Origin of the sequence: Vibrio inusitatus (assembly GCA_024346935.1) — a bacterium.
Taxonomy (GTDB): Bacteria; Pseudomonadota; Gammaproteobacteria; order Enterobacterales; family Vibrionaceae; genus Vibrio; species Vibrio inusitatus.
This window is the reverse complement of the sequence record AP024878.1, coordinates 1,438,831-1,456,933: the sequence shown is the minus strand read 5'-3', so window position 1 is coordinate 1,456,933 and position 18,103 is coordinate 1,438,831. Positions and strand designations below refer to the sequence as shown.

Here is an 18,103-nt window from a genome sequence, read left to right as displayed (position 1 = left end):
TTTAATTGATAAGTAAAAACAGGGCTAAGTGATACGACCTTATGCTTAACACTATGCTGGAATGCCAGTTTACAGGTATACTTGCGCCAGAATATTTTCTTTTAAAGGCAAGGACCTAAAGATTCAATGAGCGATCCGATAGAGAAAAACTTCAACCTTGGTGGCAGCGTAGAAAAGGCACTTGCAGGGGATTTTGAACTAAAGCCTGTTAGTGTGATTAGCGAAGCATGGCAGCTGACGATGCGTAATTTTTTGACATTTTCACCCGCTGTTATTCTTCTTATCGCCATCCAAGCCGTCATTTTCATCTTTGCACTCAAACTGCAAATTGGTGACCTCTCAGCAATATTAGTTATGTTCCAAGACCCTGAGTCCGTTCAGCCTGGTATTTTTCAATCAATATTCGTCGCCAACTTCAGTTATGAAGTGGTCGCAGCTCCCATTTATGCTGGTGTTGCACTAATGGCAATGAGTCATGCAGCAGGCTTACGAACAGAAACTCGGCACATCACTAAAGGTTTACCCTTCATGATGCCGGTGATTCTTGTCACTATGCTTAATCTATTGTCTCAAGCTATTGCTGGCGCATTACTGCCGTTCTTATCGCTTTATCTTTCTCTTGCATTTAGTAATGCAGTTTTATTGGTGTGTGAAAAGCGCCTCACTCCAATCAAAGCGCTATGGACATCGTTGCGAGCAGTAAACAAACGCATCTTCTCTATTGCGGTTATCTACCTTGTGACAATGTTGGCATTTGTTGCTGGCATGATGATGTATGGTCTAGGTCTTGTTATCGCAGTGCCATTTTTCTTCCATGCAAAAGGCATTATCTACAGAAATATGTTTGGTGTTCGTTTGCAAGTTGTTGCGACACAAGACGCATCCAAGCAAGAGTCGAACAAAGACGATCACTTCGATGATTCTGACGATGACAATACTCCTCCAACATCGAGTACCCCTCGAGGTGGCTCAAATACATTTGATGCATAGGATAATCGCTTAAGATGAAATGTCGTATATTGACCGCGGCGCTATTGGTCATGGGCCTAAACACAGCACAGGCCGAAGAATATATGTTTACCTACAGTAAGTTATATTCGCCGTTAAAACATAATCTGAAAGAACCACAACAAGACGTCAAAGTAGGGCTATTTTTTACAAACTTCAAAACCAAACAACCTTGCTCAATCGAAAAAGCATGGATGGAAAAAGAAGAGCACTATGAAAAATTATCTATTAGTGAAAATGGAGAGGTAAATGTACCTTTAGATAGCAATCTTAAAAGTGCGAATCCTTTAGTTTACATTTACACCGAAAAAGAAGCGCGTTGTGATTACTCTTTGGTTGTTTTAACTAAAGAGCCTTTAAGTGGTGAGGTAGGGTATTTCGAACTAGAGAGCAAAACCTTGCAAATGAAATCAGTGCTTGGTGGTCTTGGTGGCATGTTTTCGAGTTGGTTTACCCCTGATATAGAAGGCGTAACGTTAGAGTTCACTCCTGATACCGTTAATCAAATATCGCTTTCTAACGGCAAGTCTATTCCGGTGAACGAGCAAGGCAAAGCAATACTTAAATTGACTGACCTTAGTGACGGTGTCACGGCTGATATTTCACAGGAAACTCAACGGGTTATGCCGTATATTGAACAATAAGCGGGATAAAAAAAGCCGGAGAAAATATCTCCGGCTTTTTTATTGTTGCTAACGTTAGAATAGGCCTACAGATTAAAAAAACCGGTAGCTAATTCCTACTGGCTTTTCATGCCCAGACTTAAATTTAGACTTCGTAGAACATTTCAATTAAATTCGAATGAGATATCTCAGGGCCTTGGAATTCATATTTAGCACGATTTCCGGAACGGTCAATGGAAAGCTCTTTAAAGTTAAACAGATCTTTATCTGCCAACTGGGAAGGGCTAACGTTTTGGATGCTATTGAAAATATTCTCTACGCGACCTGGATTTGTCTCATCCCATCCTGCGAGCATGCCTTTGATCACTTTTCTTTGTAGGTTTTCCTGAGAGCCACACAAATTACATGGAATAATTGGGAACTCACGGATTTCAGCATACTTTGCAATATCTCTTTCACGACAATACGTTAATGGTCTAATAACAATGTTGCGTTTATCATCGCTAAGTAATTTTGGCGGCATTGCTTTGATTTTTCCATTATTGAACATATTCATGAACAAAGTTTCTACAGCATCATCCATGTGGTGCCCTAAAGCGATCTTTGTTGCATTGATTTCTTCGGCAAAGGTGTAGAGTGAGCCTCTACGAAGTCTCGAGCAAAGTGAGCAAGTCGTTTTACCTTCAGGCACTTTCTCTTTAACAATAGAGTAAGTGTCTTTGTCGATAATATAGTAATCGATGCCTTGTTTTTCTAGATACTCAGGAAGAATGTGCTCTGGAAAGCCGGGCTGTTTTTGATCAAGATTTACAGCAACAACATCAAAATTGATCGGAGCGACCCGTTTAAGATGAAGCAGAATATCAAGCATTACAAAACTGTCTTTGCCACCTGATATAGCTGCCATCACTTTGTCACCTTCTTCGATCATATCGAAATCTACTACAGCTTTACCTGTTAGGCCTCGTAGACGTTTTTGAAGTTTCAGTTGGTTGTTAGATATATCAGTGGTCATTTATTGGAAATCCTATGCTCTTAAAAAGCGCAATTACTACTTAAAATCGCTACAAGCACCGTATCGGTGATATGTAGTATCTAGAAAATGGTGCATTCTACAAAAATAACGCTTTTAATAAAACTACTATTTACCTAGATCGTTATGGATGCTTTGAGTTCAAAAATTGCGATAAACTGATGATAGATACGAATGTCTCATGGGGTTTATCTGAGTGTTCTTGTGTTAGTTGGTGAGATTTGTTTCGGTCAATCCCAATAAAAAAAGCGGTGTTTCCACCGCTTTAACTACAAAGATTACTGAGAAATGCCAGCTATTAACTCCCGTGCGGGTCTAATGGACTTACGTAACCACTAGGCTTGAGAGCCAGTACGTCACAGTTAATTTCATCGATGATATTCTCGGCAGTATTGCCTAAGAATACGGCGGACAAACCTGTTCGACCAGAGGTGCCAAGTACGACTAACCCTGCGCCTAAGTCTTTAACCGCTTTTGGTATTACATCTTGTGGCAAGCCTTGTTCCACAATTGTTTGCTCTTCAGCGATACCATACTCTTGCCTTAATGCCTTCATGCTTTTTAGATGATGTCCACGAACGGAATCCGTATAGATGGTTGGATCAAACTCAGGCAATTCGACGGTGATATTTGGCGGAGTGATGGGGTAGGAGTTCACTAAGTGCAATTCGGCATCTAGGCGGCCAGAGAGATCGATCGCCTGTTCAACCATTCTATGATTAAGTTCAAGGTGAGCCTCATTCTCAGAACCTACGTGAACCGACACCACAACATGGCCTTTTTCTGGCCAATCATGGTTTTTAACCAGTAATACGGCGCATGGACATTTTCGAAGTAGATGCCAATCTGTTGGGGTAAATAATACAGATTCTAGAAGGTCATGTTGGCGCGTCGTTTTGATCACGAGCTCATAGTCTTTGGCAAATACTTCGCTGATGATGGCTTCATAAGGCCTGTTGTGCCAAACAACCTTTATATCTAGCTCAATGTGGTCATCATCTCGGTAGGGTTCTGCGACTTCGTTCATCCACTGCTCACGTTGATGTATAACACCAGCGCGCATCGCATTTCGTTCATCAGGGGAGAGCATAGATGTCATTTCGTAAGAAAAGTCATATATTGCGAGGAAAAAAGTAATCTTGCTTGGTGACTTGCTTTTTTTTCCGATTTGCATGGCTCGAGCCAAAGCTGGCTGCTGCTCTGCGTCGATATTGGCAACAACCAGAATGTTGTTGTATATACTCATAGACCACCCGTTTCATTCTATTGACGATAAGTACAATATAACTCTACTGTAAAGAAAAGTGTTAGATTGTAATCTAAGATTAGACGAAAAAAGAGTGACTTATTAGTGATTTAGAAGAAATAAATGAAGAATTTGAAGTGACTCTATTAAGAGTCACTTCTAGAAGTAGTTTAGCTACGAGAAGCGCCTGCTAATTTAGCTAGAGCGTCATGGTCATTGATAGTGATGTATTTACCTTTAACTGCAAGAATATCAGATTTTTGGAAGCGACCTAATAGACGACTGATCGTTTCAACGGTTAAACCGAGATAGTTGCCAATATCACCACGTGTCATGGTTAATCGGAATTCTCTTGGACTGAAACCACGCTGAGAAAAACGTTCAGACAAGTTATATAAGAAAGCTGCCAAGCGCTCTTCTGCATTCTTTTTAGACAGAAGTAAAATCATATCTTGATCGCCTTTGATTTCACTACTCATCAAACGCATAATTTGTTGGCGAAGTTTCGGCATTTTCCCTGATAAATCATCAAGGATTTCGTAAGGGATTTCACACACCATTGAGGTTTCCAAAGCTTGTGCAAAGCTTGGATGTGATTGCGTATTGATCGCATCGAAACCAACTAGATCACCGGCCAGGTGGAACGCAGTAATTTGCTCATCACCTTGTTCAGTAATAGTGTAGCTTTTAATTGTGCCTGAACGGATAGCATACAAGGATTTCAGCTCGTCGCCAGCTTTGAAAAGCTCTTGGCTTTTCTGTATTGGCTTCTTACGCTCTATAATCTGGTCGAGTTGATCGAGCTCTGTGTCATTCAGCGTAAACGGAATGCAAAGTTGCGAAATACTGCAATCTTGGCAGTGGATAGCACAACCACCGGACTGTATGCGTTTTGTTGCTGGTTTCTCAATATTAATCATATTTAATAGATATACATATAATTGATTTACGTCAATATATTAGCACTTTCAACTCTAAATGGGTAGTCATATAAACATTAGTTATATCAGACGGTTAACTAATTCAATTGTCTACTTAACCAACAAAAATATAGAGTAGATTGAATAGACGATCATCAAGCTACCAATCACCCGGCGAATGATTTGAGAGCGAAAAAATTGAGAATACTTAGCTGAACCTGCGCCAACAAGAATCATTGCAGGCAGGGTGCCTAGTCCAAAGCATCCCATAATTAGCAAGCCATTTGTTGCGCTGCCAGCTACAGCAGCCCAACTCAACATTGAGTAGACCATCCCACAAGGAATCCAACCCCAAACCATGCCAACAGGGAACGCATACCAAGGAGAACGTAAAGGAATCATTTTGGCTGCAATAGGGGACAGATACTTCCATAAGTGCTGTCCCATTTTTTCAATTTTTAACAGCCCATTCCACCATTGCGCCAAATATAAGCCCAGTAACAGAATCATTACAGCGGCGATTGCACGTAAAACGGTTAAAAAATGGGATGAGTCAAAGACAGTTAAACTACTGGCTACGGCGCCACCAACTAATGCTCCTATCAAGAGATAAGATGATATACGTCCAAAGTTATATAACAGTGTGATTTGGAAGGAATTTTTGCGTCCGTTTAATGCGACCGCACTTGCTATTCCACCGCACATTCCCATACAGTGACCAGCGCCGGCAAGCCCAATGAGAAAAGCACCTAGCCAATCAATATTGTTCATTTGTCTTTATTGTTTTTATCAGAGGGAACGTCATCTTCTTCGAACAGGATGTTATGTCCCTGACGATCGAGATCTTCAAATTGTTCCGTCTTAACTGCCCATAGAAACACGGCTACTGCTACGGCGACCAGTACGATTGCTATGGGAATCAGAATGTATAGACTTTCCATGTTTATTTAGTAATCTCAGTGAGTTAGTAACTACGATGATAGAGCTTGCTGACATGCCCACCACAGCAATATAAGGCGCAACTAATCCGCAAACCGCTAATGGAAGAATAAGTAGATTGTATCCTAACGACCAAGCTAAATTTTCTCTAATAATCTTACGGGTTTTAAGTGCTAGTGTTCGTGCTTCGATCAATTTGTCTAGCTTATCTCCTAAAAGTACCATGTCAGCAGACGATTTTGCGACATCTGTCCCTCCACCCATAGCAACAGAAAGGTGAGCGCCAGCAAGGGTTGGGGCATCATTAATGCCATCACCAATCATGAGCGATACGTCTTTTTTAGGTAAACTATGAAAATAGTTAAGTTTACCTTCTGGGCTTACCCCAGCTTTTAGTTCATCAATACCGAGCTGTTTAGCGACAGGCGCAGCGTTAATTTCATTATCACCCGTTAGCAGAGTGGTGCGAATACCCAAGTTATTAAGAGCTTGGATAAAGCCTTGGCTGCTCTCTCGTATTGGGTCGCTGTAACTAAAGGTGGCAGCCAACTCACCGTTGATAGACAGATAAACAGTATGCGGCGTATTTGGAACTGTGTTATCACAAACAAATTTAAAGCTACCAATTTTACAATCTAGATTATTCACTGTACCGGTGAGACCTGAACCAATATGATTTTCAACCTCGTCCGCCGTTACCGATTCATCGACATGCGGTCGGAATGCGACGGCAATGGGATGATTAGCGTGAACTTCTAGGGCCGATGCGATTGCGAGTACTTGGGTTTCTTGCCATTGACCAAAGGTGCTCACATTGGAAAGAGACACTTTTCCTTCAGTCAATGTTCCGGTCTTATCTACGATAACGTGATTGATCTTGCATAGGGTTTCGATTGCATGAGACTTTCTTAACAATATGCCTAGGTCGCCCATTCTAGAAGTAGAACAAGTAATGGCTGTTGGTGTTGCTAAAGAAAGGGCACAAGGACATGTGGCGACTAATACCGCTAACATTATCCAAAATGCGTCTTCTGGCTGATTTTGCAGCCAATAAAAGTAGGTACAAGCAGAAATGATTAAGATAGCTGCTACGAAATAACGCGCCACAATATCCGCTATTTCGGCGATCTTTGGTTTGGTTGCCTGTGCCTCATCTTGAAGTCTTACAATATTAGCAATCATGCTTTCTTGTTTGCTACAGGCAACCTCCAAGGTAAAGGTTTGTTCACCGTTAATCGTGCCAGCATAAACAGTCTCGCCTGTATTTTTTTTCACGTGCAAGGATTCGCCAGTCAACATCGACTCATCAACGAATATGGCTTTATCCATGACATAACCATCAGCAGGGACATGCTCACCAGCAAGAACGCGAACACGATCTCCTATGCTTAACGTTTTAACGGGAATCTGATTGCCATCTTCCAGCGTTGCCATTGCCGGCACCAGCTTGAGCAAGTTGGCACTGGCAGCTGCTGCTTTACGTCGAGCACGCATCTCGAGAAACCTTCCAAGTAATAAGAAGAAGGTGAACATAGAGATAGATTCAAAAAAGACTTCTCCGCTTTGTGTGAACGTTGCGATTAAACTTGCGAAGTAAGCAAAAATTAAAGCAATAGACACGGGCACGTCCATGCCAAGTGTTCTTGCTTTTAGGCTTCTCCATGCATTCATATAAAACGGCAGAGCAGAGTAAAGAAGAACAGGGGTGGCAAAAATGAGGCTGACAATACGGAAGTAATGTTTGAATTCGGGCTCTAAGTTGCCAAAAACTTCAAGATATAACGCCACAGCTAACATCATGACTTGCATGGTCGCCAAACCTGCAATACCTAATTTATAGAGGTATTGTTTCATTGCTCGATAATAGGTTTCTTCTTGTTTATCGGCTTCAAAAGGAGCGGCTTTGTACCCTAATTTGTGTATAACGCTGAGCAGTTCACTCAGTTTGGTTTCCGTTTTATCCCAAGATAGTAGAGCTCTATGAGTAGCCGTATTGACGCAAATACGAATCACACCTTTGTGTGCATTCATTTGCTTTTCTATCAACCACGCACAAGCAGCGCAAGACACACCATCTAGTGACAGTGTCACTTCTGAGGTGTTTTCGTTATTTCGCACAAATTCAGATTGAACTTGTTCATTGTCGTAATGGATCAATGACTGCAATTGTTCGGGAACGAGGTCAATACGTTCCGCTTTCTCTGTACGGTACTGATAGTACGAACTTAAACCACTATCTACGATCGTCTGTGCCACTGATTCACAACCAGGACAACACATCTCTCTAGATTCTTTTAGAATCGTGACGCGATAGTTCGTGTTCTCTGGTACTTCTTCACCGCAGTGATAACACGAGTTTTCCATAATAATCAGTTCATTAATGGTGCTGGAGTGGAGCTAGGGAAGGTCATACGACCTTGAATTAGCCATTGTTTGTCATGAGGTCGCAGTTCAATAAACCAAGGGCCTTGTAGCGGTTCTTCTAAATGAATCTTATAAGTGCCAGAAGGATTGGCTGTCGCTAGGTAGTTAAAGTCTCTATCTGGAAGTGTACGATGTGAAAACTCAACGTTGAGTGCTGGGAAGTTTGTTAGGTCACCTTTGTTCAGCTCGATCACAATATCAGTATCGTTAGAGTATACCTTTGCAGCTAGGTTAAGATCTTGTGCCACACTAACTTTGGACAAATCAATGTTAATGCCTTTGCCTTTTTTATAGTAATCCTCGGTAACTAAGGAGACGGTATGTTGAGACAATATATACACCCGAAATAACGTGCCGAACACTGTGGTTAGGATTAACAGGAGTATGAACCAAGCCCAAAAATGCTTATACCAAGGCTTTACCATAAAAAAGTTCTCTAATTGAAAGATGAAAGAATGATTGTAAAGAAAAGTCAGCCCCTATGGGTAGGGGCTGTTATTGAGTTGTTACTATTTATCTTGGTTGCTCAAGCTCCAAACGTAAGCAGAAACTAGCTGGACTTTCTCATCGCCTAGAATGTCTTTCCAAGCTGGCATAACGCCCATACGACCGTTAGTCACTGTTTCAGTTACGGCAGCTCTCGAATCGCCATACAGCCAATTGTTATCAGTCAGATCTGGTGCGCCAACAGCAGGGTTACCTTTACCGTCTGTACCGTGACATGCGGCGCAGACAACAAAGCGAGATTTACCTGCAGCTGCTTCTCTAGCATTAACCTTACGACCGGATAGTGAAAGGGTGTAGCTAACGACTTCTTTAACGCCGTCTTCTCCTAACACATCAATCCAAGCGGGCATTTCGCCAATTCGTCCGTCCATTACCGTTGCAACGATTGCTTCAGGTTCACCACCGTATAGCCATGCATTGTCAGTAAGATTAGGAAAGCCGAGTTGACCGCGAGCATCAGAACCGTGACATTGAGAACAGTTTTGTAGGAACAAGCGTTGACCCACTTTGACTGCCTCTTCATTGGCTGCAATTTCAGGGATAGGGCGCAAAGCGCTACCATCATCTGTCATTGCCAGTTTTCTGAACGCTTCGCCGAAGTAGGCATCCGCGTCTTCTAACTCTTTAGCGTATTGAACCAATTGCTTATTTTCTTGAGCACGAGCAATCGATGCTCTTGATTCTTCAATACTGGTTACCGTTTGGTCTGAACTCTGCCAGCCTAAAAGGCCTTTGTAGTTACCAAGTCCCGGGTAAAGCGCAAGATAAACGATCGCAAAGATAAACGTAGAGATAAACAGATAAGTCCACCATTTAGGTAGGTCATTGTTGATCTCTCGAATACCGTCGTATTCGTGTCCCATGTCTTCACCTGGAGCAACACCCATTTTGTCTTTTACACACCAGCGAAGGATGATAGCAACACCTACCAAGGTCCCTATGGTGATGAAAGTAATCCAAAGACTCCAAAATGTAGTCATTATTTAGGCTCTCCTTGCTGGTCTTTCTTTGAGCTTTGTTCGTCCGCAAATATAAGATTTGCGTCCTCTTCGAAGCGTGCTTTACGGTTTTTGCCGAAAGCCCACCACACAACGCCGCCAAAGCAGACAAATAGTAGAATTGTCCAGATGCTGTGAATAACACTGATATCCATATTCACTCCTTACTTCATCGCATGGCCGAGAGACTGAAGATAAGCAATCAGAGCGTCCATCTCTGTTTTACCAACGACATCTTGCGATGCAGAAGCAACTTGCTCATCAGTATATGGTACGCCAAAGTTGTTCTTGAAGATCTCAAGTTTCTTCTGGGTCAATTTGCCGTCCAGTACGTTTTCTTCTAACCAAGGGAAGCCCGGCATGTTTGATTCAGGCACAAGCTCACGTGGGTTAATTAAGTGAACGCGATGCCATTCGTCAGAGTAACGACCGCCTACACGAGCCAGATCAGGGCCAGTACGTTTAGAGCCCCAAAGGAAAGGGTGTTCCCAAACGCTTTCACCAGCGACTGAATAGTGGCCGTAACGCTCTGTTTCAGAGCGGAATGGACGAATCATTTGGCTATGACATACGTTACAGCCTTCACGGATGTAAACGTCACGACCTTCCATTTCAAGTGCAGAGTACACTCGAAGGTTCTGCACGGGTTCTGTGGTTTGTTTTTGGAAGATCAACGGAGTGATCTCAACCAATGCCCCCAGACTGATTGCAAATACAATCAGAATTGCCAGTAGCCCAACATTCTTCTCAACTAGCTCGTGGCGATTTTTTGAATTTTTAGCCATATCAAAATCTCCTATTGTGCTGGTTGAGGAACAGCTTTAAGACTGTCCTTTGGTGCAGCAAGGGTCTTGTAGGTGTTGTAAGCCATTAGGAACATACCTGCCAAGAAGATAGCACCGCCGATGAAGCGAACCGTGTAATACGGGTAAGACGCTTGCACAGATTCAACGAAGCTGTAGGTTAGGGTGCCATCTGGGTTAACGCTGCGCCACATAAGGCCTTGCATTACGCCAGAGATCCACATTGCTACGATGTAAAGTACGGTACCCACTGTTGCTAACCAGAAATGAACATTGATTAGGCTTACTGAGTACATACGCTCTTGGCCGAATAACTTAGGTACAAGGTGGTATACCGAACCAATAGATACCATTGCAACCCAACCTAACGCACCTGAGTGCACGTGGCCGATGGTCCAATCCGTGTAGTGAGATAAAGCATTAACCGTCTTGATCGACATCATTGGTCCTTCAAAGGTAGACATACCGTAGAAAGACAAGGAGACGATAAGGAATCTCAAAATTGGGTCATAGCGCAGTTTATGCCAAGCCCCAGACAACGTCATGATGCCGTTGATCATGCCACCCCAAGATGGAGCAAACAGTACAAGAGACATCACCATACCTAGAGACTGAGTCCAGTCTGGCAGTGCTGTGTAGTGTAGGTGGTGAGGACCAGCCCAAATGTAAAGAGAGACTAGGGCCCAAAAGTGAACGATAGAAAGACGGTATGAATAAACAGGTCGTTCAGCTTGTTTTGGTACGAAGTAGTACATCATACCAAGGAAACCAGCAGTCAAAAGGAAGCCTACGGCGTTGTGTCCATACCACCATTGAATCATGGCATCGACTGCACCGGAGTACATTGAGTATGACTTCATTGGAGACACTGGAATGGCCATACTATTCACGATGTGTAACACCGCAACAGTGAGTATAAAGGCTCCAAAGAACCAGTTGGCTACGTATATATGCGATGTTTTACGCTTAACCATAGTTCCGAAGAATACGATAGCATAAGCCACCCAAACGATAGCGATGGCGATATCGATTGGCCACTCTAATTCTGCATATTCTTTGCCGGATGTGAATCCTAAAGGCAGTGATATAGCAGCGGATAAAATAATCGCTTGCCAACCCCAGAAGGTGAATGCCACTAGTGGACCACCAAATAGGCGCGCTTGACAGGTACGCTGAACCACATAATAAGATGTGGCAAAAAGGGCGCTTGTTCCAAACGCAAAAATAACCGCGTTCGTATGAAGCGGTCTTAGACGAGAGTAGGTTAACCACGGCGTATCAAAGTTAAGCTGTGGCCAAACCAACTGAGCGGCAATCAAAACACCCACACCCATGCCGACAATACCCCAAAGAATGGTTACTAGGGTAAATTGACGAACAACGGTGTAGTTGTAGTTTTGTTCAAGCTGCTTTTCTTGGCTCATTTGCATGCTTCCAATTTATTATTAACTACACTTTTCCAACACAACGCCAACAAGTTGACGCAACGACAAATACCAACAAAATCCGAGGAAAATGAGTTAAAAACGCTCGACTTCCTAAAATCCATTTTAAAGATGGTATTAACAGCATGAATTATACGGAATTAACATTTGAATGACAGGGACTTAACTATAGGAATGAATAGAGTTTTCCTATTTAATGTAAAAAGTTTGAAGTTTGTAACAAAGGAGTCATTTAATGGCCGCAGAAAAATTGACCAAAGGGCGTTTAATTCAAATTATTGTTACATTTACTGTGCTTATCGTCGCATTCACTTGGCGAACATTTGAACATAGCGATAACAAATCCGTAAATGAAACCAGTTGTATAGCCGTGAATTCGTGTCGATTTGAGTTTAATCGTAATGACTATTTGCTTGAATTGGACACTGAAAAAGGGGCGTTTCGTGTGATTAGAACGTCAAAATTAGAAAACGATGACTTCGTAGAATTTAAGGGTGAAAGTCATCATATTTCAGAGTTTATTAGTCTTGCTAGCAGTCGTCAGTTTTCTTTTACTATGATAAACGGCGAGCAAATATTGCAGGTTTATGTTAACGACAAGTAATATCTAGCAGGTGGTCTATGAGGATAGATTTATTTTCACATCTCTTGCACTTAGCGCACCAAACAAAGCACAAAACGCACCTGCAATTACGATTACCATTAAGGATGCAGTCCAGTTTCCTGTAACTTGATGTAAGTAGCCAAGCAGTGGTGGTCCCATTGTTGCTATGCCATAACCAAAGCTTTGAGACATTGCAGATAAAGCCGCTGCTTGGGATGCATTGTTACTTCTCAGGCCAACAAACGATAAACCAATGACAAATGTTGAGCAGTTGCAAAAACCAAACATCAGTGTCCAAAAAATCGAATATTCTGGTAGCACGATCAGCCCGAATGTTGCCGCTACAGTCCCTATTGCAGTGAACAAAAACAGGACTTTGGTGCTTTTAAGTCTTGATAAGAAAGGAATGAGTACAAGGCCTGGCCAGATAGTGGCGAACTGCAACAATCCGTAAATATAGCCCGCCTCAGTCTCAGTCATTCCTTGGTCTAGTAGGATTTTGGGCAACCAACTTGCGAACGAATAGAAAGTAAACGAGTTTAAACCTAGTGCTAATGTTACTTGCCACGCTATACCACTCGTAAGAAGTTGCTTAATGCTGACTCCTTTATGTTGGCTATTTTCCTTTTTTACTTCCTTAGTCCGAAACCAGAAAACCAATGCTAAGGTTACAAAAAGCAAATTAAACAAAAGTGCAAATTGCCAACCCGTAAGAGGACTCACTGTTAGATGTGACAGTGGAACCATGGAGGCAGAAGAGAGTGTCGAGCCAATACCCATGGTAAAGGTATATAAAGACGTGATTACGGCAATACGTGTAGGGAAATTCATCTTAACGGCTACTGGCAATAGTACATTGCCAATAGCGATACCCGCGCCAATAAACACGGTTCCCAAGTATAAGGTGCTAATAGTTCCAAAAGAACGAAGACAGATTCCGAAAAAAAGAGAAAACAGTGCAAGACAGACACTCTTTTTCAAGCCAAATCGTGTGAGTACGGTCAAGGCTAAAGGAGAAATCAATGCGAAAGAGAGTAGTGGTAACGAAGAAAGCATACCTAATACAGTGGAGCTTAAATGAAGCTCTACCATGATTTGATCAAGTAAAGGCGCAAGACTTGTAAAGGGACCGCGTAAATTAGCGGCAAGCAGTAATATTCCACCTAGGGCTAGGTAGTGTTTGCGTGTAAGAGACACAGATATTCTCATCTTAAAGAGCAAGTCTGAGATTATAAAGGAGTAACGTTTTGTTGTAGAGCATTGATTTGTCGTTATTTATAATTTGAGTACTTTAGTTTCTTATTGCTTTAACGCACTATAACTAAACCATAGAGATCACTAATAAATAAAAAATGACTCACTGTTAACTAAGAGAAACGAGATTCTATTAGGGAGCACATATAAAGTGAAAGGGCTAACTGTCTGAAGTTCTACACCTAGATCTAGATCGACCTTCAAACAAGGTAAAGCATAGAAATTGTAATCTATGTAACACTGTGAAAATATGATGAGACAATAAATTGCACTGAAATGATATCTTACATTTCCATTTCATACTCTAGAAAGTACCTTAATGTTAAGAACTATTGTGGCGAGTACTATTGTATTGGTCTTAGCTGGCTGTGGAACAAACAGCGTTAATCCTCCTCAATCAAGTAACCCCAATCAATACGCGGACTATCCAATTGATGAATCAGGTCGCTACAGAGTCATTAGTTCTACAGAACTTAACTCAGACGGACCGCAAGGCATGGAAACCTATGCACTGATCGAGAGCGTATTGGGTAAAGGTGCTATTGAGGCGCCAGATCTCTATTCGAACAATGACCCCGATGGCGGAAGACATATTATCGAAGAATACGACGAAATGGTTGGCAATCACTTTAAATTCATCATGCATTTTGAAGATGGTGATCGTGATAAAGGGCGTGTTGATCGACAGAGAAATGAGATAAAGGCGTATAATAAATCACCTGATGAATTGAAGGGATACTTAGGTAAAACCTTTGAGTACAGCTGGAAATTTAAAATTGATGATGACCTTAAGGTAACGAAGCAGTTTACGCATTTGTTTCAACTCAAAGCTGTAGCGCAGAAGGATAGCGAAGACTTTGTCATTACAAGCAGTCCAATACTCACAATTACAGCCAATGTACGCAGTAATCAAAGCGGGCTTGAAGTAAGGCATGTTCATTACAATAAAGAACGTACAGGTACTGAAAACAACACTCTAATTCACACGACAAAGATGAATGACGTAGATTGGAGTCGTGATATTAAAGGACAGTGGATTGAAGCTTTTGTTCGAGTCAATTATAACGAAGCCGGCAATTTATATATGACGCTGACACCACTAGGTGACTCTAAGCCAATGATTGAAATCAATGAAAGCAATATAGAAATGTGGCGTTCGGGGTTAGATGGTCGAGACGGAAACTTTGTACGACCAAAATGGGGTATATATCGGTCACTTAAATCTGAACACCTGTTAAACCAGGAACAAGATGAAGTTGACTTTGCAGACTTTAAGATAAGAGAAGTCACGCTTATCGAATAAGCATACTCAGTTAACACTCGTGTACATTTAAAGAGCCAAGTCGTAGTAACGTGGCTCTTTATCATCGAATAGTTTCTGGGATTACAACTAAAGATATGAAACATAGATTGTAATGAGTGAACCAAAAATTGAATTGGCGACAGTAAATGAAGAAAACCAAACAATGCGTAAATTCCCAAAGCATAAACAAACGAGAAAAAGTATAAGTTGATAGATGAGATAGGGACGAGATAGTTAGTTAGATTGCTTTCAATAAATCTCATTTAACATAATATACATAATGCGCACTTATTGTAAGGGTTAGAAAGCTCGTATATATTGCGTTAAACCCAATGTCTAACGCTTATGTGTGTGACTTTTTGCTCCTGGCAACGCGCTACGTAAAATGTGACGTGTTTTGTTTGGTACGCTCTTTGAAAATTTAACTCTGTACTGTTCTTTAGACTTATAAACTTTCATCGTACCGTTAAACGGATTTTTACGAGCAATGTCTTTGCACCTGTGAAGAAATGACTTGTCTACTTGTCCTGCATGGGAGCAGATTTCGCCTTCCTTAAAAGTCAGTTTCATTTGCGGTTTATCATAAAGCACGATCGCAAAGATAAGTGCGGCAGCAATCAAAATGACATATAACATTTATGCCTCCTACATCGAGTGCAGATTAATTAATTTGATAACAGTTTATTGAGATCTTCTTTTAGCAAATTGACCTTTTCGTTGGCCTTTTCGCTGCGCTGAGCTTCACTAAGTAGATACTCAATGGCATCAGACAAGGTACAGCCCAATTCATTGGCTCTATGAGATAGTTTCTCCCAAACTCGATAATCCAAATCTATGGATTTTTTACGCGTATGTACTTGCTCTGCATTAAAATGACGTTTTCGCTTCGCTCTTATGGCTTGTTTGAGCTTGTTATCTAACTCAAGGGACATGTGACTATCAATCCATTCCAACACTTGAACCGGTTCATGCTCAATAGCACGAAGCAGTTCTACTGCTGCAGTGTCGGCACTGCTGTCCAGATGACGAGTTATTTTCTCACCTTCTTTCCATTTTTTGACCAAGTAGTTCCACTTCCAACCACATTCTAGATTTTCAAGTTGCTGATATTTCATGATTGTTAATCTAAGTCCATTTAAATTTAAGACATACAGTGACAGCGTAACCCTAGTCGTTCATTTTGACAATGCACAGACCTAGCATATTTGTTGTAAAGCACAATTTGATGTAACCAAGTCTAAAAATAGCGCCTCTAAATGCATCAAGTACACTATTTTTCGGGTTATCTGTTAATAGCTTAGGTATACTAAGCCGATAGTATATTTTAATAAGATTTTATGAAATCGATAGATTGGCAACTCGCAACTCCACAGCACGACCACGTTATAGACTCTAGTCTATCTCTGTTTCAATACCAAGAAGCCCCTTTTATCTCATTGCAGCCTCGACTAGACGCTAGTCTACGACGATTTGTTGCCTTAGCAGATGATGCGCCTTTATTGGCGATCAATGGCTCGGATACCGTGTCAGTGAAGAAAGATGTCGCCTCTATCCTTTCACAGTTAACAAATAAGAATGTACAGCATACAGAGTCTATTGTAGCTGAAGAATTATTAGGAAGTTACATTGTCACTGACTCCGGTGATGTTCAATCATCTGTGGGCCTGTTTGAGAAACACAGTAACGGGTATCTTATTATTTCAGCTAATGCGGTGTTGTCTCAGCCAACGACGTTGTTGGCAATTCGCGCACTACTGGCCGGTGAAGACGTTGCTAGAGTGGCAGCAAGCAAAAATGGTTTTTCTCCTAAGCAACGATTTAAGAGCTCAGTTAAGCTGATTATTGTTGGTGACCGAAATCAACTTGCTGATCTTGATTATCTAGACCCAGCCTTTTCCTCTTCGCATACTATGTTTACCGAAGTGGAAATGGATATTCGTATAGATACTGCTACCGCCCCAGTCTATTTGGGCTACGTTGCGAGCTTAGTTCGTAGCGCTGGATTACCTGATATCTCTGCCGAAGCTATACATAGCTTCTTAACTGCGGGTGCACGGGTATGTGAAGAACAACATTTCGCGCCACTTTCCGCCTCTTGGGTCAAAGCATTGCTGCGAGAAGCCGCACTCGAGTCTAACTCAGAAACGATTGAAGCTAAGCATATAGACGCCGCACTTGAAGCTCGCTATTACCGAGAGTCTTATTTACCTAATAGAGCGCTCGACGACATTCTTGATGGTCAGGTTTTAATACAAACGCAAGGCAATGAAGTTGGTCAGGTAAACGGCTTAACGGTGATTGATATCCCTGGGCACCCTGTTTCTTATGGTGAGCCTGCTCGAATTTCCTGTGTTATTCATTTTGGTGATGGTGATGTATCAGATGTTGAACGCAAGGCGGAGCTAGGTGGCAATCTGCATGCTAAGGGAATGATGATCATGCAAGCTTTCCTCAGTAGCGCGCTTAATCTCGATGAGCCTTTACCTTACTCTGCTTCTATCGTATTTGAGCAATCATATAGTGAGGTGGATGGAGATAGTGCATCATTAGCAGAACTGTGTGCTTTTGTTAGCGCTTTGTCGGGCTATGAAATAAAACAAAACATCGCAGTAACCGGTGCTGTCGATCAATTTGGGCGCGTTCAAGCAGTTGGTGGACTGAACGAGAAAATAGAAGGTTTCTTCTATGTTTGTGCCCATCAAGGTTTAACTGGCGAACAAGGTGTTATTTTACCTAAGTCGAACCTAAGACACCTTTCTTTGCACAGAGATGTTGTCGACGCAATTAAGCAAGGCAAGTTCCATATTTGGAGCGTAGAGGATGTAAACCAAGCTTTACCTATCATCACAGGACAAGCATTTAGTGGCGATAGTGATGATACGATTTTAAATAAAATCGCCGAACGCATCGATCGACTCAATCAGCACGATATCAGCGAAAGTTTACTTGATCGCTTAAAAAGAGTGCTGTTTAGAGACTGATCGGAGTTGTAAGTA

At 41.8% G+C, this 18,103-nt stretch carries 19 protein-coding genes; 5 read left to right on the top strand and 14 right to left on the bottom strand.

Features of this window, described 5'->3' with window-relative positions; translation table 11 throughout:
• Positions 1-126 precede the first annotated feature (126 nt).
• Positions 127-990 carry a DUF2189 domain-containing protein gene (locus OCU48_RS06660; protein WP_141345232.1) on the top strand — a complete coding sequence of 288 codons (864 nt, stop codon included), beginning with the start codon at positions 127-129 and terminating at the stop codon, positions 988-990.
• A 14-nt stretch (positions 991-1,004) separates the two neighbouring features.
• Positions 1,005-1,652, top strand: a complete 648-nt coding sequence (locus OCU48_RS06655) for a DUF2987 domain-containing protein (RefSeq protein WP_141345231.1) — start codon at positions 1,005-1,007, stop codon at positions 1,650-1,652.
• A gap of 124 nt (positions 1,653-1,776) precedes the next feature.
• Here the strand turns inward: OCU48_RS06655 and ttcA are convergent, their stop codons facing one another.
• From ttcA to ccoN, 11 genes are all read right to left on the bottom strand, one after another.
• Entirely contained in the window at positions 1,777-2,646 is an 870-nt protein-coding gene (gene ttcA / locus OCU48_RS06650; protein ID WP_141345230.1) for a tRNA 2-thiocytidine(32) synthetase TtcA, read from the bottom strand.
• Positions 2,647-2,962: 316 nt separating this feature from the next.
• Positions 2,963-3,910, bottom strand: coding sequence for a universal stress protein UspE (gene uspE / locus OCU48_RS06645; RefSeq protein ID WP_141345229.1), 948 nt, complete (start codon positions 3,908-3,910; stop codon positions 2,963-2,965).
• A 170-nt stretch (positions 3,911-4,080) separates the two neighbouring features.
• Positions 4,081-4,830, bottom strand: coding sequence for an FNR family transcription factor (locus OCU48_RS06640; protein ID WP_119010484.1), 750 nt, complete (start codon positions 4,828-4,830; stop codon positions 4,081-4,083).
• A gap of 111 nt (positions 4,831-4,941) precedes the next feature.
• Positions 4,942-5,601, bottom strand: a complete 660-nt coding sequence (locus OCU48_RS06635) for a sulfite exporter TauE/SafE family protein (RefSeq protein WP_141345228.1) — start codon at positions 5,599-5,601, stop codon at positions 4,942-4,944.
• The gene (gene ccoS / locus OCU48_RS06630) at positions 5,598-5,771 is read right to left on the bottom strand and encodes a cbb3-type cytochrome oxidase assembly protein CcoS (protein WP_141345227.1); all 174 of its coding nucleotides are present in this window, start codon (positions 5,769-5,771) and stop codon (positions 5,598-5,600) included. The genes OCU48_RS06635 and ccoS overlap by 4 nt, the downstream gene beginning before the upstream one ends.
• Positions 5,692-8,133: a heavy metal translocating P-type ATPase gene (locus tag OCU48_RS06625; RefSeq protein WP_141345226.1), complete on the bottom strand. Its 2,442-nt coding sequence runs from the start codon at positions 8,131-8,133 to the stop codon at positions 5,692-5,694. Before OCU48_RS06625 ends, ccoS begins: the two co-directional genes overlap by 80 nt.
• A 5-nt stretch (positions 8,134-8,138) precedes the next feature.
• Positions 8,139-8,618: a FixH family protein gene (locus OCU48_RS06620; RefSeq protein WP_141345225.1), complete on the bottom strand. Its 480-nt coding sequence runs from the start codon at positions 8,616-8,618 to the stop codon at positions 8,139-8,141.
• 84 nt (positions 8,619-8,702) lie between these two features.
• The gene (gene ccoP, locus OCU48_RS06615) at positions 8,703-9,680 is read right to left on the bottom strand and encodes a cytochrome-c oxidase, cbb3-type subunit III (RefSeq protein ID WP_141345224.1); all 978 of its coding nucleotides are present in this window, start codon (positions 9,678-9,680) and stop codon (positions 8,703-8,705) included.
• Positions 9,680-9,853 carry a cbb3-type cytochrome oxidase subunit 3 gene (locus OCU48_RS06610; RefSeq protein WP_141345223.1) on the bottom strand — a complete coding sequence of 58 codons (174 nt, stop codon included), beginning with the start codon at positions 9,851-9,853 and terminating at the stop codon, positions 9,680-9,682. Before OCU48_RS06610 ends, ccoP begins: the two co-directional genes overlap by 1 nt.
• A gap of 9 nt (positions 9,854-9,862) precedes the next feature.
• Positions 9,863-10,483: a cytochrome-c oxidase, cbb3-type subunit II gene (gene ccoO / locus OCU48_RS06605; RefSeq protein WP_141345222.1), complete on the bottom strand. Its 621-nt coding sequence runs from the start codon at positions 10,481-10,483 to the stop codon at positions 9,863-9,865.
• An 11-nt stretch (positions 10,484-10,494) separates the two neighbouring features.
• The gene (gene ccoN, locus OCU48_RS06600; protein ID WP_167496176.1) at positions 10,495-11,925 is read right to left on the bottom strand and encodes a cytochrome-c oxidase, cbb3-type subunit I; all 1,431 of its coding nucleotides are present in this window, start codon (positions 11,923-11,925) and stop codon (positions 10,495-10,497) included.
• A gap of 256 nt (positions 11,926-12,181) precedes the next feature.
• Here ccoN and OCU48_RS06595 point away from each other — a divergent pair, with 256 nt between their 5' ends.
• Positions 12,182-12,550, top strand: coding sequence for a hypothetical protein (locus OCU48_RS06595; RefSeq protein WP_141345220.1), 369 nt, complete (start codon positions 12,182-12,184; stop codon positions 12,548-12,550).
• 15 nt (positions 12,551-12,565) lie between these two features.
• Here the strand turns inward: OCU48_RS06595 and OCU48_RS06590 are convergent, their stop codons facing one another.
• Entirely contained in the window at positions 12,566-13,753 is a 1,188-nt protein-coding gene (locus OCU48_RS06590) for an MFS transporter (RefSeq protein ID WP_371859094.1), read from the bottom strand.
• 370 nt (positions 13,754-14,123) lie between these two features.
• Here OCU48_RS06590 and OCU48_RS06585 point away from each other — a divergent pair, with 370 nt between their 5' ends.
• Complete coding sequence (locus tag OCU48_RS06585) at positions 14,124-15,107, top strand: polysaccharide lyase family protein (protein ID WP_141345218.1); 984 nt, start codon at positions 14,124-14,126, stop codon at positions 15,105-15,107.
• Positions 15,108-15,443: 336 nt separating this feature from the next.
• Here the strand turns inward: OCU48_RS06585 and OCU48_RS06580 are convergent, their stop codons facing one another.
• Together OCU48_RS06580 and matP are read right to left on the bottom strand one after the other, a co-directional pair.
• Entirely contained in the window at positions 15,444-15,743 is a 300-nt protein-coding gene (locus OCU48_RS06580) for a DUF3634 family protein (protein ID WP_141345217.1), read from the bottom strand.
• A gap of 29 nt (positions 15,744-15,772) precedes the next feature.
• Positions 15,773-16,222 carry a macrodomain Ter protein MatP gene (gene matP / locus OCU48_RS06575; protein WP_141345216.1) on the bottom strand — a complete coding sequence of 150 codons (450 nt, stop codon included), beginning with the start codon at positions 16,220-16,222 and terminating at the stop codon, positions 15,773-15,775.
• Between the two features lie 222 nt (positions 16,223-16,444).
• Between matP and OCU48_RS06570 the strand changes: the two genes are divergently transcribed.
• The gene (locus tag OCU48_RS06570) at positions 16,445-18,088 is read left to right on the top strand and encodes a S16 family serine protease (RefSeq protein WP_141345215.1); all 1,644 of its coding nucleotides are present in this window, start codon (positions 16,445-16,447) and stop codon (positions 18,086-18,088) included.
• Positions 18,089-18,103 lie beyond the last annotated feature (15 nt).

Bases quoted from the DNA above. Each gene is read 5' to 3' on its own strand.
- OCU48_RS06660 (WP_141345232.1), top strand. From the start codon at position 127: ATGAGCGATCCGATAGAGAAAAACTTCAACCTTGGTGGCAGCGTAGAA.
- OCU48_RS06655 (WP_141345231.1), top strand. From the start codon at position 1,005: ATGAAATGTCGTATATTGACCGCGGCGCTATTGGTCATGGGCCTAAAC.
- ttcA (WP_141345230.1), bottom strand. From the start codon at position 2,646: ATGACCACTGATATATCTAACAACCAACTGAAACTTCAAAAACGTCTA.
- uspE (WP_141345229.1), bottom strand. From the start codon at position 3,910: ATGAGTATATACAACAACATTCTGGTTGTTGCCAATATCGACGCAGAG.
- OCU48_RS06640 (WP_119010484.1), bottom strand. From the start codon at position 4,830: ATGATTAATATTGAGAAACCAGCAACAAAACGCATACAGTCCGGTGGT.
- OCU48_RS06635 (WP_141345228.1), bottom strand. From the start codon at position 5,601: ATGAACAATATTGATTGGCTAGGTGCTTTTCTCATTGGGCTTGCCGGC.
- ccoS (WP_141345227.1), bottom strand. From the start codon at position 5,771: ATGGAAAGTCTATACATTCTGATTCCCATAGCAATCGTACTGGTCGCC.
- OCU48_RS06625 (WP_141345226.1), bottom strand. From the start codon at position 8,133: ATGGAAAACTCGTGTTATCACTGCGGTGAAGAAGTACCAGAGAACACG.
- OCU48_RS06620 (WP_141345225.1), bottom strand. From the start codon at position 8,618: ATGGTAAAGCCTTGGTATAAGCATTTTTGGGCTTGGTTCATACTCCTG.
- ccoP (WP_141345224.1), bottom strand. From the start codon at position 9,680: ATGACTACATTTTGGAGTCTTTGGATTACTTTCATCACCATAGGGACC.
- OCU48_RS06610 (WP_141345223.1), bottom strand. From the start codon at position 9,853: ATGGATATCAGTGTTATTCACAGCATCTGGACAATTCTACTATTTGTC.
- ccoO (WP_141345222.1), bottom strand. From the start codon at position 10,483: ATGGCTAAAAATTCAAAAAATCGCCACGAGCTAGTTGAGAAGAATGTT.
- ccoN (WP_167496176.1), bottom strand. From the start codon at position 11,925: ATGAGCCAAGAAAAGCAGCTTGAACAAAACTACAACTACACCGTTGTT.
- OCU48_RS06595 (WP_141345220.1), top strand. From the start codon at position 12,182: ATGGCCGCAGAAAAATTGACCAAAGGGCGTTTAATTCAAATTATTGTT.
- OCU48_RS06585 (WP_141345218.1), top strand. From the start codon at position 14,124: ATGTTAAGAACTATTGTGGCGAGTACTATTGTATTGGTCTTAGCTGGC.
- OCU48_RS06580 (WP_141345217.1), bottom strand. From the start codon at position 15,743: ATGTTATATGTCATTTTGATTGCTGCCGCACTTATCTTTGCGATCGTG.
- matP (WP_141345216.1), bottom strand. From the start codon at position 16,222: ATGAAATATCAGCAACTTGAAAATCTAGAATGTGGTTGGAAGTGGAAC.
- OCU48_RS06570 (WP_141345215.1), top strand. From the start codon at position 16,445: ATGAAATCGATAGATTGGCAACTCGCAACTCCACAGCACGACCACGTT.